The sequence below is a fragment of the Ruegeria sp. AG7 genome (genome assembly GCF_056541545.1).
In genome coordinates this window covers 193,556-209,432 of record NZ_JBQFYP010000002.1, presented here as the reverse complement: position 1 = coordinate 209,432, position 15,877 = coordinate 193,556, and the positions used below count along the sequence as shown (strand labels likewise).

Genomic DNA, 15,877 nt, shown 5'->3' with positions numbered 1-15,877 from the left:
CAAAGCGCCGCATGAACCTGCGGCGCTTTTATTTGTTACAGAATGTCCGGGGTCACGTGGATCAAGGTCGGGACAGGTGCATCGAAAGCCGCGCGAACCGCGCTCTGCATCTCAGCCAGAGATGAAGGGGCTGAGGCGCGCGCGCCAAAAGCTTCGGCCAGCTTGCAGAAGTCCGGGTTATGCGCCACCACTGCATTGGGCGCGATCTGGCTGCGGACCATGCTGTCTTCGATTTCTTTCAGTTTGCCATTGTCCCACAGGATGATCGGCAGCGACAAACCCAGTTCGACCGCAACACCCAGTTCCTGCATCGTATAGTGGAACCCGTAATCCCCGGCGATAACCGCCGTTGGTTTGCCGCGCCGCGCCACCGCGCCGCCAATTCCGGCCGGTAGACCATAGCCCAGCGTTCCGAACCCGGTCGGATGGTGCCAGTGATGCGGATAGGCCATGTCCCACACCTCTTTCGCGACATAGGCGAATTGGGTCATGTCGGAATAGATCATGGTATCAGCGGGCATCGCGGCGCGCAGCGCATCGGCCACTGCTGCAATTCCGGGCCGTTCGGCATCCACCTCGGCCCGCCACCGGGCGCGGGTTTCGGATATTTCGTCGGGCGACCAGCCGGTTGCCGGTTTCAGGTTTTCGGTCGCCTGCCACAAGGCGCGGGCAAAGCTTTCGCTGTCGGTTTGCAGTTTGATCGCGGCGCGATGGTGGTCCGACAGGACTTCGGGATCAAGGTCAACGCGGATCAGCGTTGACGAATGCCCAAGGTCGCTGCGCCACAGATCGACCTCGCCCAATTCGGCGCCGACCGCGATGACCAGATCCGCCGAGGCGATAACCTCGGCGCTGCCGGGGCGCGGCAGCGACGCGCCGAAATCCAGCGGATAGTTTGCGCCCGGCAGCCCGCGCCCTGCGTATGTAGTAAAGCATGCAGCCCCAAGCTGTGTCAGAATCTGCCGCCAGTCGTTGGACTTGCAACCGCCCCCAAGAATGAACAGCGGCCTGCGCGCAAGGTTCAGCATCGAGACAACCGGCGATACGTCAGGCGGCAACGCCTTGGTGCGCAACGCAGGCTGGTTGGGGAAAGGTGCCGGATCAGCCTCGGCCTGCAACTGCGCGATTGGCACCTGAATGTGCTTGGGGCGCGGGCGCGACAGCTCGAATTCTTCAAAGGCGCGTTCGACCACCGCATAGGCGGCCTCGGCCGTGTTGGCCTGTGCCGACCAGTGTGCAACGGTTCCGGCCGCAAGGCGCTGGTCCTTCATCTGGTGCAACTGGCCGCGCAGCGCCTGTGTTTCATCAAGGCAGGACGACACCACCAGCATCGGCACCGAGTCGCTGTAGGCCTGCCCGATCGGCGTCATGATGTTGCACAGGCCGGGCCCGGTGATCACATAGGCAACCCCCGGCTTGCCGGTTGCGCGGGCATACCCATCGGCCATAAACCCCGCCCCCTGTTCGTGACGGGCCAGAACATGTTGGATGCCAGCCTCTTCCATGCCGCGATACATTTCCTGATTGTGAACGCCGGGTATACCAAAAATCACGTCCACGCCACGATCCTTGAGCATATGCGAAATCTGCGCGCCAAGGGGTCTTTTCATCAGCCTCTCCAGAATTGAACAGTGAAGATCGCGTAAACGGCCAACAGCTCGAGCCGCCCGACCAGCATCCCGATTGTCAGCAACCATTTAGCCGTGTCGTTGAGATTTGCGAAATTGCCCGCTGGTCCGATCTGATCGCCCAGACCGGGACCGACATTGGCCAGCGCGGTCGCTGCCCCGGAAACGGCTGTGATAAAGTCCAGACCGGTCAGCGCCAGCGCCCAGGACAGCACGCCCATCGACAGGACAAAGAACATGAAGAAGCTCATCACCGAGGTCAGAATACCCTGCCCCACAGGCCGCCCATCATAGAGCGGCACGAACACGCCATGCGGAGACCTGATCCGTTTGATCTGACTTTTGATCGAGGCAAACAGCAGCTGATAGCGGAATATCTTGATCGAACATGCCGTCGATCCCGCGCAGCCGCCAATCAGGCCGATCAGGAAGAACATCATGATCGGAAAGCTGCCCCAGCCCATGTAATCGACACTGGCATAGCCGGTCCCCGAGATGATCGAGGTGATGTTGAACAGAGATTCCCGAAACGCCTGTTCCCAGTGATGCGGAAAGACCGATGTCAGGAAAATCGACATGATGATGACCAGAACCAGAATGGTCGCCAGAAACACGCGAACTTGACTGTCTTTCCACAAGGACGCTGTATAGCCGTTTGCCAGCTGGACGTAGCGCACAAAAGGAAGCGCCGCCAAAATCATGAAGACCGACGCCGCATATTCGGCGGGCCCCGAGAAGGTTCCGAACGAGGCGTCATAATTCGAGAACCCGCCGGTCGAAAGCGTTGTCAACGCATGTACCAGGGCGTCGAAAAAGTTCATTCCCAGACCGGCGTAAACCAGCGCGCAGACAAGTGTCAGGAAAACATAGATGAGCGAAATCTGACCCGCGATTTCTTGCGCGCGGGGCAGGATTTTTCCCATTGTTTCAAAGCCTTCCGAGCGGAAGATTTGCATGCCGCCAACGCGCAGCTCGGGCAGGAATACCATGGCGACAACGATGATCCCGATGCCCCCCAGCCATTGCAGGATACCGCGCCACAGCAAAAGCCCCTGCGGCAGGGTGTCCAACCCGGAAATCACCGTTGAACCTGTTGTTGTCAGGCCGGACATCGCCTCGAAATACGCATCGACAAAGCGCAGCTCGGTTTCACCGAACAGAAACGGAATTGCGCCAAACAGGGGCAGCGCCGCCCAAACACCGGTTGTCAACAGGAAGGTCTGGCGGATGGTCAGCCCTTCGCCCACACCGTTCGAGCAGCTCATCGCCAGAACGGACCCGGTCAGCGTCGTGATAATCGCGCTTTCCAGAAACACGTGCCATTCCCCGCGCCCCTCGATCAGGTCCGCGAGCATAGGCAGCAGCATGGTCGCCCCAAGAATGGCGACCAGCAAGCCAATCACATATCCGACCGGGCGAAGATCCATCATGACGCGCAGGGTTGGCGTGCCAACCCGACCGTGTCAAGCAGATGATCCCGGTTTACCCGTCAGTTTTTGGCATCTGCTCCGGGCATCACGGGTGGTTTGGACGGGGCACGAGTTTTTCGCGCCTGCGGTTTGCGCGGCTCTGTGGCCGGGGCAGATTTCGCCTGCACCTCAGCCGGGGCAGGATCGGCCGGTGTCGGCTTAACCTGCGTTGCCTGAACAGGCGCCGGTTTTGCAGGGGCGGGCTTGGGCGTTACGGGCGACACGGCTGCGGTCGCAGGTGTCACCGTAGATTCAACAGGTTTTACTGCTATTTCATCCCTAACCGCTGGTGTCGGTTTGGCTGCCGCCGGGGGTGCTGCCGTGGGCCGCGGACTGGCTGAGAACTCAACCGGCGTGGCCGCCGGCTTGGACGGTGCAGGTTTGCGGGCCAGCTTTTTCTTGGGCGTTGACGATTTCACCGGTACGCGTTTCGCACGGTTCGCGGCGGGTTTGGGTTTGGCCACCGGTTTTTCCGCCGGTGTTTCCACCACAGGAACCGGTGCTGATGCTGCCAGGTGCAGGGCGTGGACCGGCACCATCGGCAGTTCAAGTGCCGAACGGGTCATGATCTGTGCGATCTTGATCTGGTTGACGATCGCATAGCCAGCCATGCGTATAGCTGCGGCCTGAAGCTCTAGCGGTTGGGTAATCGGATTCATTCCATAGATCTCCTCTGAAAACGATGCAGCCCGAAGAGTGAGGGTAAAGCGCCCTGCCCGCTCGGAGGGTCCGGGCGGAGGTAGGGGTCTTGCAGTCCAAGGCGTCTCACGTCTCGGCTTCCTTTCGGGTGACACACCATTAAGCGCGCCGGTGTGCCGAAGCTGCATTCCCCGTCAGGATACAGGAAGTCTTCACGCAATTGCAGCATTTTTGCTGCACTGCGGCGAATGAGCGCCGATCAGATAAATCTCTGATTAAATTCTAGCCACTTACCCGAGACGTTCAGCCAACGTGAAACAGGGTCGTAAACAGTTTCGGGTCCAGGCTGGACGCGGTGAAGGTTGGGCCTTCGGTCAGAATCGACACGGCGTCATGGCTGTGCAGGCTCTCTTGATGGCTTGCGACAACGCGAAAATCGCCAACGTGATGATCTGCCAAAAGCTCGGCGCAGAACAGGCGCGCGGCATCTTCGACAAAGATCGGATTGGCTGCGTTCAGCTCGGCAAATGCCTGTTCATCTTCGCGTTTCACCATGACCTGCGTTTCCGTCGGAACCGCACGGCGGCACAGCGCAATCAGGTCTTCAAACCACAGGCAATCCGCATCACAGTCCACGACAACCGAGATCCGCGCGACGGAGCGCTGCGAATGCGGCGTCGCCAGCTGACCACGCATCGACCGGGCATGTTCGCTGAGTTCCAAAGAACATGGGCAGGTCGAGGAATAGACATAGTCAAGGTGCATGATCTTTAGACGCACACCGTTCTGTTCGACCAGTTCCAGCGCTATATCGTAATACTGGTACCCTTCAAGGCCCGAGCGCAGGCTTTTGATCCTATCCGGGTAAGAAAAGCGCATCTGGATACGGGCGTCGAAACTGTCCAGATCGGACATGTAATCATCCAGAGCGGATTCCATGACCTCAAAGCTGAACGTCCGTTCCGCATGTTTATAGAAAGACCGCATGATCCGGGACATATTGATGCCCTTTTTCTCGGCCTCGAGGCTGACCGTGCCGGTGATCGAGGTTTCCAGCGTCAGGTCTTCACCCTCTTTCCGGTGGAACCGGATCGGCAGGCGGAAGTTCGAAATACCCACATGTTGAATCTGCTGTTTGGCCCCACGGATCAGGCTGGACGGGCCGTTCTGCAAATCCGGCAAGGAAGCGCGGTACGCTGCATCGACGGTAAAGTCATCGGGGTAAGCGCGCGAAAAGGGCGGATAGTTGCCCGCCGCCAGACCGGGCAGCAGCCGGGCCACAGCCGGGTCAAGCTGGTTTATATCGGCTTCCGAGGCGGACTTTGCCCATTGCCGCAAAACGTTCAAAGCCTCGGCAGCCTTGTCCCGATCCGGTTTTTCATCAATGTCGCGCGGGTGAACGTTCATCAGCGGCAGTTCCTTGGTTGGTCGTCGGACTATATATGACTGATGGTCTATTACCAGTCTAACCCGATACGTCGGCAATAGCAGCCCGGATTGAAAAATCCGGCGCAAAACCGTCATCTCGCAACAGTTAGCGCCTTTTGAAGGCGGGAACAGCGGGCGGTGCGCCTAGCTGCCGCCCGAAACAGAGTGGCCGCATAGGCACGCAGCCAGCCCCCACGCACGAAATGGGCGCGCGGGGGGCTTTGGTTTATTTCTGCGAGGCTTCCAACGCTTGCTGAAGGTCGGCCAGCAAGTCACCGGCATCCTCAAGCCCGACGGAAAAGCGGATCAGACCCGGTGTAATGCCCAGCTGGTCCTTCTGCACGTCACTAAGACGCTGGTGCGTTGTTGTCGCCGGGTGCGTCGCGATGGATTTGGCATCGCCCAGATTGTTCGAAATCACAGGAATGGTCATTGCGTTCAGGAAGGCAAACGCCGCATCCTTGCCGCCCTTAATGTCCAGCGACAGCACGGTTCCGCCCTTGCCGCCCAACTGGGTCTGAACTAGCGCGTTCTGGGCATGGGTTTTCAGACCGGGGTAAAGTGTACGTTCCAGCGCCGGGTGCCCTTCCAGCGCCTCGGCAATCTTTTGCGCGCTTTCGGCTTGAGCATTGACCCGCAGCGCCATTGTCTCAAGACCCTTGAGCATGATCCACGCATTGAACGGGCTCAGCGCGCCGCCGGTATGCTTGAGATAGGGTTCAACGGTTCCGCGGATGAAGTCCTTGGTTCCGATGATCACACCGCCCAGCGCACGGCCCTGCCCATCGATATGCTTGGTCGCTGAATAGACGACCACATCCGCACCCTGCTGGATCGCGCGCGAGAACACCGGGGTCGAGAACACGTTGTCCACCACGACAACGGCTCCGACCCCATGGGCCAGATCGGCCACGGCGGCGATATCGATCACCTCAAGCGTGGGGTTCGACATGGATTCAAAGAAAACGGCCTTGGTGTCCGGGCGGATCGCAGCCTTCCACTGTTCCAGATCGGTGCCGTCAACAAAGGTCACGTCCACGCCATAGCGGCTCAGGATGTTTTCAAGGATATAGAGGCACGAGCCGAACAGCGCCTTGGCCGAAACGACATGGTCCCCGGCCTTCAGCATCGAGGTCAGCGCGCCGTTGACGGCGGCCATACCCGAGGCCGTCGCAAACGCATCTTCGCCGCCTTCCAGCGCCGCGATGCGTTGCTCGAACATGGACACGGTCGGGTTGCCGTAACGGGCATAGATGAACTCGTCCGGGCCACATTCCAGAAATCGGGCCTCGGCCTGTTCAGCGTTTTCGTAGACGAAACCCTGCGTCAGGAAAATCGCCTCGCTCACCTCGTTATACTGGCTGCGACGGATGCCGCCATGGACGGCTTGGGTGCGTTTGTTCCAGTTCTCGCTCATCTCAATCCTTTCAGCCTCGGGTGGAGGCAAACAAAAAACCCCAGACGCGGCCAAGCGAAAGGGGTCTTTCATCCTGACCTTTTAGCGGTGTTGTTTAGCGTGGCCCGCAATCCGGTAACAAATCGCCACGTAGCTTCAGGATCGCAATACGCCTCGGGCGGTTCTCGGTCAAGCCCGGCCTGCGGTTCGGTCACGCTTTCGTAAGCGGTACTTGCCGAACCGGCAGAAACCCGCATGATCCCCGTCAACATCAGGAGAACATATGGCTGACCCGATTGATCTGTATTTCTGGCCGACACCGAATGGCTGGAAAGTTTCCATCGCCTTGGAAGAGATGGAGCTGCCCTACACCACCCATCTGATCAATATCGGCAAGGGTGACCAGTTCGACCCCGGTTTCCTGAAGATCGCGCCCAACAACCGGATGCCCGCCATCGTCGATCCCGACGGGCCGGACGGCGCACCTATTTCGGTTTTCGAAAGCGGCGCGATCCTGATGTATCTGGCCCGCAAGACCGGGCGGTTCTATGGCAGGACCGAGCGCGACCGGATCGCGGTCGAGGAATGGCTGATGTGGCAGATGGGAGGCGTTGGCCCGATGGCGGGTCAGGCGCATCACTTCCTGAAATACGCCCCGCAACTGGACCCGCCACAGGACCTGCCCTATGCCAAGGACCGCTACCGCGCCGAGGTCGCGCGCCTTTACGGCGTACTGGACCGGCGGCTGGCCGAAAACGAGTATGTCGCGGGCGATTTCTATTCCATCGCCGACATGTCGATCTGGGGCTGGGCCAGCCTGTGGGAAGGTCAGCAGCAGGTGCTGGAGGACAAGCCGCACTTTGCCCGCTGGCTGGAGACCGTCAGCGCCCGCCCAGCCGTTCAGGCCGGACGCGCGCTTTATGCCGAGTTGCGAGGGGATCACCGGGACAAGCAGGCGCAGAGCGTTTTGTTCAAGCGGTAGGCTTGTTCCATGGCCGGTTTTGAGGTCAATCTTACGTATGCTGCGTGATGCGCGAATATCCGCCTTTGCTATTGTATAGGTTTGGCAAATCATTACATGAGCGACGGAAATCCTTCAGAAAGATCCACTCAAGATGTACGCGGCATTATTTGTCGTTTTTGGCCTTGTTGGCTTAGTGGTCGGTGGCGAATTGGTGGTGCGCGGATCGGTTTCTGCTGCCAAGTCGTTCGGTATTTCACCGATGGTCATTGGACTGACACTGGTTGGCTTCGGAACGTCAACACCGGAACTGGTTACAAGCTTGCAAGCCGCGCTTTCCGGTTCTTCAGGCATTTCAATTGGGAATGTTGTTGGCAGCAACATTGGGAACATTCTTCTAATACTCGGCATCGCAGCACTCATCGCGCCTATCGCCGTGAACCCGAGAGCACTCCGCCGGGACGGCACGGCGGTCGTGATAGTAACTCTCCTTTGTTTAAGCGTAGTTCTATACGGCGAAATCAGCCGGCTGATCGGCGCAGGGCTTGTCGTCACCTTAGCGGCCTATCTGGGCTTCACACTGTGGTCTGAGTATAGGTCCGAAGGCACGCCAGCCGCAGCTGTCTACGAGAACGAAGCAGAAGCCGTAGTCGGCCCAGAAACATCACTTGCCGTGTCGTTACTGATCACCGTTGCAGGGCTGGCGATCACCATATTTGGGGCAAAGCTCTTGGTGACAGGTGCCGTGTCTCTTGCCGAGACAGCGGGGCTTTCGGAGACGGTAATTGGGCTGACAATTGTTGCAATCGGAACCTCAATGCCGGAACTCGTCACTTCAATCATCGCAGTTCGGAAAGGTGAGGGAGATGTCGCACTCGGGAACGTCTTGGGCAGTAACATCTTCAACATCTTGGGTATCCTTGGCGTAACTGTCCTGGTGCAACCTATGGTCATTCCTGGCGAGATTATTCGTCTCGATATCTGGGTTCTGTGTGCCTCAACGCTTGTCCTTATCGGGTTTGCCCGAAGCGGCTGGTCAATCAGTCGGCGCGAGGGCGGGCTCTTTGTGCTCGCTTACGTTGTCTATCTTGGTGTGCTTCTGGCTCGATAAGCGCTCACTCGAATAGCCTAGCTGTCTAATGAAGCGGACCTTTACAGCGGTGCAGTTATGGCCCGCTTTGTCCCCGTACCAGGTTACTCCGCCCCGCACCAACACGACCAGCACCCCCGGGCGGCGAATTCTTAGCGCAGGGTGACCTGTCAGCGAAACTGGAATTCAGGTTCCGCGGCGAAAGACATGGATATGCCTGTCCAGTGCCCATTGCGCAGCCTTGCAACGTTCCGCCCGTCAACGCGCATCCGGGTTGTCAGGACAAATGTGGCCTGCCCTTTGTTCGCTCCGGCTTTCTGGGCTGCGCCGTCAGAACGCTCTGCCCTTTCGAAAAGCATCCCATCGGGTTTTGCCGACCGACGGGACCGAAAGCTCGGGATCAAATGCGGCTTTCGATCCGCTTTCTCCGCCGAGCGCGACGCCTCCATCCGCTTGAGTTGCTGCAACTCCGACCGAAGCCTTTTTGCAGTCTCAACCTGCCTGCGTTCAAAGGAATAAGCGCTCAACGCCTCATCGATCATTCGGGCGGTATGAACATATCCCGCTGAACGCGTGAGTTCCGAGAGCTCAGCCAGACGGTCGGAAATCCGGCTTTCGTCCAGAGAGACGGTATTTTGGAGCGATCCTTGGTGTGTTGCGTTGGGCATCCGAACTGACTCTGAAAAGACGTTGAGTGATGCGCAATCCGGCCCGAGCTTTGACACAAGCCGATGCGCAAAGATGCGTGTCACTACGCGCCCGGTGCCAAAGAGTCGACCATCCCGCGTTCAAGTGGCGGAAAAGCGCCTTAGTCGCGCATTTGGGACAAAGAAAACATATCGCCCGCTCTCCAGGCGCGGGTTTGCGGCACTGCGACGGACAATGTCGGATTGATCCGCACAGCAGGCCTAACCCTGCCCCTGCACCAGCAGGTCCAGCATGCCCGAGATATCCTCGATCTCTTCCGCGATCACATGGGTCACCGAATGCGCCCGCTGCATCCGGCCCGTCACCTTCAGCAACCGCCCCGAGATCACCGCACGGCGGAAGCGTTCGTAGATTTTGCGCCAGACCACCACGTTGACGATCCCGGTCTCATCCTCAAGCGTCAGAAAGATCACGCCTTTGGCTGTCCCCGGCCGCTGCCGCAGGATCACCAGCCCGGCCACGGCCACACGCGCCCCTTCGGGCGGAGCCTCCAGCTGGGCGGAGGGCAGACAGGACGGCGGTCGCGGCCAGTCCCGGTTTGAAATCGCGCGGTGAAAAGGGGCAGTAAACATAAGAACAAAAATAGAACAAAATACAGGAAAGTCCAGACACGGCGCAAGGAGTCGCAAATGAGGCTGGAAACACCTAACTCCCTTCACTAAGGAAGGTTTCGAACATCGCAAAAGGAAGACGCACGCAATGGCAAAGATCACCTATGTCGAGCATGGCGGTACCGAGCACACTGTCGAGGTCGCCAACGGACTGACTGTCATGGAAGGGGCCCGAGACAACAATATTCCCGGCATCGAGGCCGATTGCGGCGGTGCCTGCGCCTGCTCGACCTGCCATGTCTATGTCCACCCCGACTGGGTCGAGAAGATCCCGGCCAAGGACGACATGGAAGAGGATATGCTGGATTTCGCCTATGAGCCCGACCCGGCCCGCTCGCGCCTGACCTGCCAGATCAAGGTGACCGACGCGCTGGACGGTCTGATTGTCCAGATGCCCGAAAAGCAGATCTGATGCTGTCCAAAGCGCCGCGTCAACCCGCCCGCCTGTGGCAATGTCGGGTGCGCAGCGCTTTGCTCCCTTTTGGCATGTGGTGCGCGCTGCCAATCGCAGTCCCGGCGGACACCATCACCGACGCTCGCTTCACGGAACCAACCACGCGATACGCGCATGGTGTTTTGGGCGACAACATCGAATACGGCGCGCTGGAACTTGTGGTCAATGACACAGTCGTAACGGTTCGCCTGCCACAGGACCGTGTATTCGAAGACCTCGCGCCGCGTCTGGCAGACATCGACAGGGACGGCGCGGTTGAAGCAATTGTCGTTGAAACGCAGGACACAACAGGCGCTCAGCTTGCGATCTACAACGCCGCTGGCGAAAAAATCGCGGCCACACCTCATATCGGCGCACGTTTCCGCTGGCTCGCCCCGGTCGGTGCTGCTGATCTGGACGGTGACGGCAATATCGAAATCGCCTATATCGACCGCCCCCACCTGGCCAAAACCCTGCGCATCTGGCGCTTCAAAGATGGCGGCCTGACCGAAATCGCCGCTCTGCCCGGCCTGACCAACCACAAGATCGGTGAGGATTTCATTTCCGGCGGCCTGAGGAGCTGTGGTGAACTCCCTGAGATGATCCTTGCCAGCGCCGACTGGTCGCAGATCATCCGTGTTTTTTATCAGGATGGCTGGCATCTGACGGACCTGGGCCCGCTCAAACACCGCGACAGTCTCACATCAGCCCTGAATTGCTGATCCGCTTCTTCATCTGGCCAATAATATCCTGGGGGTGAGCGGTTGAAAGGAAATCGTCCAGTGGACGATTTCGACCGCGAACGCGCGCAGCGCCGGGAGGCCGCAAGGCCGAGGGGGCAAAGCCCCCTGCCCGATCATCCCTCCAAAGCGCGCCAGCCGATATCGCTGCGATAGAACCCTTCGGGCCAATCCACGGCATCAACCATCTGATACGCCCGGTCGCGCGCCTCTTGCAGCGTTTTTCCGCGCGCGGTCACGTTCAGAACGCGCCCGCCGACAGCCTGCACCTGCCCCGCAGCCTCGCTAGTGCCGGCATGAAACACCATATTGCTGCTGTCCTCGGGCAAGCCGTCCAATCCTTTGATGACCGTGCCCTTCTCGTAGGTTCCCGGATAACCTTTGGCCGCCATCACGACCGTCATCGCGTGATCATCAGCCCAGTTGACCCGCATCTCGCCCAGCCGCCCTTCGGCGGTGGCATGCAACAGGTCCATCGCCTGCGCGCCCAGACGCATCATCAGGACCTGACATTCCGGGTCCCCGAAACGGACGTTGTATTCCACAAGGCGCGGCTGGCCGTCCTTGATCATCAGCCCCGCATAGAGAATTCCCTGAAACGGTGTGCCCCGGCGCTTCATTTCGGCAATGGTGGGCCGCACGATTTCTTCCATCGCGCGCGCTTCAACTTCCGCGCTCAGAACCGGCGCCGGAGAATAGGCACCCATCCCCCCGGTGTTCAGGCCGGTATCCCCTTCGCCCACCCGCTTGTGGTCTTGTGCCGTACCGATGGACAGGATGTCTTGGCCATCGCACAGAACAAACAAAGACGCTTCTTCGCCGTCCATAAACTCTTCGATCACGACCTCGGCCCCCGCGCCACCAAAGGCACCTCCGAACATGTCGTCAATGGCGTCAAGCGCCGTGTCTTCGTCCATGGCCACGATCACGCCCTTGCCGGCGGCCAGACCATCGGCCTTGACCACGATGGGCGCGCCCTGTTCGCGGATATAAGCCTTGGCGGGTTCGGGCGCGGTGAACCGCGCATAAGCGGCGGTGGGGGCATGTGCCGCGTCGCAGATTTCCTTGGTAAAGCTTTTCGAGGCTTCCAGCCGGGCCGCTTCGGCAGACGGTCCGAAAACCAGCACCCCGGCTTCGCGCAGGCGATCCGCCACTCCTGCTGCCAAGGGAGCCTCGGGGCCGACAATCACGAAATCAATCGCGTTTTCTTCGGCAAAGCTGACGACGGCCCCGCCGTTTTCGATATCCAGAGCGGCACAATCCGCGATCTGAGCGATCCCGGCATTGCCCGGCGCCACAATCAGACGGTCGCATTTGGGGTTTTGCATCACCGCCCAGGCCAGACTGTGTTCGCGCCCGCCGCTGCCGAGAATAAGGATGTTCATGGGGTCGTCTCCGATCTGCTTGGCCTCGCCTGCGCGGCGTTCTAAGCTGGGTGAGCATTTGAAACAAGGCGCTGAAATGTCCGACCTGCTTGATGACCCGATTCCGGGCCAAAACACCCCTGAATACACGGTTTCCGAGGTATCGGGCGAGGTAAAACGCACGCTGGAAGGCGCGTTCGGGCGAATCCGCGTGCGCGGCGAAGTTGGCCGCGTGTTCAAGGCCCGATCCGGGCACCTGTACTACGACATCAAGGACGACCGGAACGTTTTGGCCTGCACGACATGGAAAGGTCAGGTTTCCAGCCTCTCGGTCGTGCCAGAGGAAGGGCTGGAGGTTGTCGCCACCGGTCGCCTGACCGCTTTTGGCGCGCAATCCAAATACAACCTGAATGTCGATGAAGTTGCCGTTGCCGGTCAGGGCGCGCTTATGGCCTTGCTGGAAAAGCGCAAGAAGCAGCTTGAGGCCGAAGGTCTGTTTGCGCCCGAGCGTAAGAAGCCCCTGCCGTATCTGCCGCAGATCATCGGCGTCGTGACATCGCCTTCGGGCGCGGTGATCCGTGACATTCTGCACCGGCTTCGGGACAGGTTCCCGCGCAAGGTGTTGATCTGGCCCGTAGCCGTGCAGGGCGCAAACTGCGCCCCCGAGGTTTCCCGCGCCATCGAAGGGTTCAACCAGTTTACACGCGGCGGCGCACTGCCCCGTCCTGACCTGATCATCGTGGCCCGTGGCGGTGGGTCGATCGAAGATCTTTGGGGCTTCAACGAAGAAAGTGTCGCGCGCGCCGCCGCCGCATCGGAAATACCGCTGATTTCGGCCGTCGGGCATGAAACCGACACGACCCTGATTGATTTCGTCTCGGACCGCCGCGCGCCTACACCCACAGCTGCGGCAGAGCTGGCCGTGCCGGTCCGCATCGAACTGCTCGCCTGGACCGGAGAGCAAGGCGCCCGTCTGTCGCGCGCGGCAACGGACGCGGTGCAGCGCCGTTCGCAAAGGCTGCGCGATTTGTCCCGCGCCCTGCCGCGCCCTGACAGTCTGTTGAACTCCCCCAGACAACGCCTTGATTTGATTGCAGATCGCCTGACCCCAGCTTTGACGCGAGGAGTGCAAAACCGTCGCCTGCAAGTGGTGGAACTGTCGGCTCATCTGCGCCCGTCAACTCTGCGCGGTCTGGTCTCGGCCCGGCAGGAATCACTGCGCAACCTGTCTTCGCGCCTGTCCCTGCGACCGATTCAACGCGAGATCGGCCAGCATGCTCAAAACCTTGCCCGGCTTGGTGACCGGCTGAACGCGGCGCAGACCACGCGGCTGGATCGTCTGAAACATCAGCTTGAGGCCACCGACCGCCTGCGCGAAACGCTCAGCTACAAGGCCACGCTGGAACGCGGATATGCTGTGGTCCGCGCAGATGGGAATGTCATCACGACCAAAGCCGATGCCGCGAAACATACGGCGCTGGACATCGAATTCGCCGATGGCATTCTTGGCACCGGGACAGCCGCAAAGCAGCCCAACCGGAAAACCAAACCGGATGCACCAGGTCAGGGATCGTTGTTCTAAGCCATGCTGACAATCTGGGGCCGCAAAACGTCATCGAATGTTCAGGCCCTGATGTGGTGCGTCGGAGAGCTGGGGCTGCGCTTTCATCGCCACGATGCAGGGCACAGGTTCGGTGGGCTGGACACCGATGCCTTTCGCAAGCTGAACCCGAACGGCACCATCCCAGTACTCCAGGATGGTAATCACCCACCGCTGTGGGAGACCGGCGCAATCCTGCGCTACCTGGCGAATGCCTATGGCGGGAATGCGTTCTGGCCGCGCGACCCGGTCCAACGGGCCGAAGTCGACAAATGGGCGGAATGGGCCAAGATCAACATTGCGATGGATTTCACGGTACCCGTGTTCTGGCAGGTTGTGCGAACTGCTCCGGCGCAGCAGGACCAACACGCGATTAAACAGGCCGTTGCCGCACTGGAAAGCAAACTGGCACTTGCCGATACCCGGCTATCAGAAAACACCTACCTGTGCGGGTCCGATCTGACGCTGGCCGATATTCAGCTGGGACATATCCTTTATCGCTATTACGACATCGCCATATCTCGCAGGGTCCTGCCCAACCTGCGGCGCTATTACGAAAAGCTGACAGAAAGACCTGCATATCAGGAGCATGTCATGCTCAGCTATGATGAGCTTCGGGTGATCTAGTCAGACACCGACGTCGGGGCCATAACACACCATTTCTTCACCGATATCTTCCGCCTCGTACAGCTCGGTCGCCTGCGGGTCACCTTTAAACTGCGCGACGAGGCCACCGCCGGATCGCGTAAAGACCCAGCATTGCGGATCAAACCGGTCTTCGTAGATGAAACAAATCTGCTCTTCCTGCTGATACCAGACACCTTCCTTGCAATCGCCATCCAGAAAAGACCAGATCACGCGGCGGTTGGGCAAGTAGCGTTCGACCCCGTAGACCTGCCCTTCGAACCCGTAAAACAGGGTCTTGCCCCGCGTATAGGTGTCGAATTCGGGGCCGGACAAAGGGGTCTGGGCCACAGCGGGCGGTGCGGCAAAACAGGCGAGAATCATCAGCGCTCGGAACATACGCCCATTGTGTCAGATGCGATCCGGCGACGCCATTCACCCTTTGGCCGAGGTTTGGCGAAACACGCTTAACTCCACGTAAGCGCTTGATTATATGCCCCGCTCGGGATGATGGTATTCGAAAACCGCGGTGAGGTGACATGACAACCTTTCTCTTCTGGATCGCCCTTGGCTGCGCATTGGGATACCTGCCCCTGACGGTCCGACCAGCCAGTTCCTTGCGCACTGTGCTGAAAACCGCCTCGGTCGCCGTGTTGGCAGTCATTGCGGTTCTGCAAGGCGGCCCATGGATGCTGGCCGTTGCGCTTGCTCTGTGCGCGACCGGGGACGCGCTGTTGTCGCGTGAAACGGATGCCACGTTCATGGCTGGTATTGCCGCTTTTGCCGCCGGGCATCTGGCCTATATCGCCCTGTTTCTTTCGCATCCCGCCAGTTCCGCCAGCCTGATCTGGGATGCCCCCGCGATCGTGTGGTCTCTGATCATTCTGGGCATTGTCATGGCCACCTTGCTTGCCTCTCGGGCCGGAGATCTGAAAGGCCCTGTTCTGGCCTATATACCGATCATCCTTGGCATGGGGATCACCGTGCTGGCGCTGCCCCAGACAGGTGCCCTGCGATGGGCGTTTCCGGCTGCAATCGCCTTCATCGCGTCCGACCTGATCCTTGCAACGGAAAAGTTCCTGCTGCCTGCGAACCATCCCGCCCACAAGCTGACTCCCTATCTGATCTGGCCGCTCTACTGGGGCGCGCAATTTGGGTTCGTCTTCGCTTTTGCGTGACCCTTTGC

At 59.7% G+C, this 15,877-nt stretch carries 16 protein-coding genes and 1 riboswitch; of the genes, 7 read left to right on the top strand and 9 right to left on the bottom strand.

Annotated elements, in window-relative coordinates; genetic code table 11:
* Positions 1–35 precede the first annotated feature (35 nt).
* The 5 genes from ACR0BF_RS04020 to metZ form a co-directional block, all read right to left on the bottom strand.
* A complete protein-coding gene (locus ACR0BF_RS04020) occupies positions 36–1,610 on the bottom strand; it encodes a 5-guanidino-2-oxopentanoate decarboxylase (RefSeq protein WP_480624315.1) in 1,575 nt (524 codons plus the stop codon).
* Positions 1,610–3,058 (bottom strand): TrkH family potassium uptake protein, encoded by a 1,449-nt coding sequence (locus ACR0BF_RS04015; RefSeq protein ID WP_480624314.1) that lies wholly within the window; start codon positions 3,056–3,058, stop codon positions 1,610–1,612. The genes ACR0BF_RS04020 and ACR0BF_RS04015 overlap by 1 nt, the downstream gene beginning before the upstream one ends.
* Before the next feature lie 59 nt (positions 3,059–3,117).
* Positions 3,118–3,756: a hypothetical protein gene (locus tag ACR0BF_RS04010; protein WP_480604161.1), complete on the bottom strand. Its 639-nt coding sequence runs from the start codon at positions 3,754–3,756 to the stop codon at positions 3,118–3,120.
* A 283-nt stretch (positions 3,757–4,039) separates the two neighbouring features.
* Positions 4,040–5,143 (bottom strand): GTP cyclohydrolase FolE2, encoded by a 1,104-nt coding sequence (gene folE2, locus ACR0BF_RS04005; protein ID WP_480516616.1) that lies wholly within the window; start codon positions 5,141–5,143, stop codon positions 4,040–4,042.
* Positions 5,144–5,390: 247 nt separating this feature from the next.
* Positions 5,391–6,581 carry an O-succinylhomoserine sulfhydrylase gene (metZ, locus tag ACR0BF_RS04000; RefSeq protein WP_480624313.1) on the bottom strand — a complete coding sequence of 397 codons (1,191 nt, stop codon included), beginning with the start codon at positions 6,579–6,581 and terminating at the stop codon, positions 5,391–5,393.
* Between the two features lie 61 nt (positions 6,582–6,642).
* A riboswitch (SAM riboswitch) is annotated at positions 6,643–6,720 on the bottom strand.
* Positions 6,721–6,843: 123 nt separating this feature from the next.
* Between metZ and ACR0BF_RS03995 the strand changes: the two genes are divergently transcribed.
* Both ACR0BF_RS03995 and ACR0BF_RS03990 read left to right on the top strand, forming a co-directional pair.
* Positions 6,844–7,542 carry a glutathione S-transferase N-terminal domain-containing protein gene (locus tag ACR0BF_RS03995; protein WP_480493443.1) on the top strand — a complete coding sequence of 233 codons (699 nt, stop codon included), beginning with the start codon at positions 6,844–6,846 and terminating at the stop codon, positions 7,540–7,542.
* Positions 7,543–7,675: 133 nt separating this feature from the next.
* Positions 7,676–8,632, top strand: a complete 957-nt coding sequence (locus ACR0BF_RS03990) for a calcium/sodium antiporter (RefSeq protein WP_480604157.1) — start codon at positions 7,676–7,678, stop codon at positions 8,630–8,632.
* A 149-nt stretch (positions 8,633–8,781) separates the two neighbouring features.
* Here ACR0BF_RS03990 and ACR0BF_RS03985 read toward each other — a convergent pair whose 3' ends face one another.
* Entirely contained in the window at positions 8,782–9,279 is a 498-nt protein-coding gene (locus ACR0BF_RS03985; RefSeq protein WP_480624312.1) for a hypothetical protein, read from the bottom strand.
* Between the two features lie 240 nt (positions 9,280–9,519).
* Complete coding sequence (locus ACR0BF_RS03980; protein WP_480476508.1) at positions 9,520–9,891, bottom strand: OB-fold nucleic acid binding domain-containing protein; 372 nt, start codon at positions 9,889–9,891, stop codon at positions 9,520–9,522.
* 127 nt (positions 9,892–10,018) lie between these two features.
* Between ACR0BF_RS03980 and ACR0BF_RS03975 the strand changes: the two genes are divergently transcribed.
* Together ACR0BF_RS03975 and ACR0BF_RS03970 are read left to right on the top strand one after the other, a co-directional pair.
* Positions 10,019–10,342 (top strand): 2Fe-2S iron-sulfur cluster-binding protein, encoded by a 324-nt coding sequence (locus tag ACR0BF_RS03975; RefSeq protein WP_209504265.1) that lies wholly within the window; start codon positions 10,019–10,021, stop codon positions 10,340–10,342.
* On the top strand, positions 10,342–11,085 hold the full coding sequence (locus ACR0BF_RS03970; protein WP_480476506.1) for an FG-GAP repeat domain-containing protein: 744 nt from the start codon (positions 10,342–10,344) through the stop codon (positions 11,083–11,085). The genes ACR0BF_RS03975 and ACR0BF_RS03970 overlap by 1 nt, the downstream gene beginning before the upstream one ends.
* Before the next feature lie 134 nt (positions 11,086–11,219).
* On the opposite strand, the gene purD is transcribed toward ACR0BF_RS03970, so the two are convergent.
* Positions 11,220–12,488, bottom strand: a complete 1,269-nt coding sequence (purD, locus tag ACR0BF_RS03965) for a phosphoribosylamine--glycine ligase (protein WP_480476504.1) — start codon at positions 12,486–12,488, stop codon at positions 11,220–11,222.
* 76 nt (positions 12,489–12,564) lie between these two features.
* Here purD and xseA point away from each other — a divergent pair, with 76 nt between their 5' ends.
* Both xseA and ACR0BF_RS03955 read left to right on the top strand, forming a co-directional pair.
* Entirely contained in the window at positions 12,565–14,049 is a 1,485-nt protein-coding gene (gene xseA, locus ACR0BF_RS03960) for an exodeoxyribonuclease VII large subunit (protein ID WP_480624311.1), read from the top strand.
* Positions 14,050–14,052: 3 nt separating this feature from the next.
* Positions 14,053–14,694, top strand: a complete 642-nt coding sequence (locus ACR0BF_RS03955) for a glutathione S-transferase family protein (protein WP_480554673.1) — start codon at positions 14,053–14,055, stop codon at positions 14,692–14,694.
* Here ACR0BF_RS03955 and ACR0BF_RS03950 read toward each other — a convergent pair whose 3' ends face one another.
* Complete coding sequence (locus tag ACR0BF_RS03950) at positions 14,695–15,075, bottom strand: hypothetical protein (RefSeq protein ID WP_480624310.1); 381 nt, start codon at positions 15,073–15,075, stop codon at positions 14,695–14,697.
* 155 nt (positions 15,076–15,230) lie between these two features.
* Here ACR0BF_RS03950 and ACR0BF_RS03945 point away from each other — a divergent pair, with 155 nt between their 5' ends.
* Positions 15,231–15,869 (top strand): lysoplasmalogenase family protein, encoded by a 639-nt coding sequence (locus ACR0BF_RS03945; protein WP_480554672.1) that lies wholly within the window; start codon positions 15,231–15,233, stop codon positions 15,867–15,869.
* Positions 15,870–15,877: the final 8 nt, after the last annotated feature.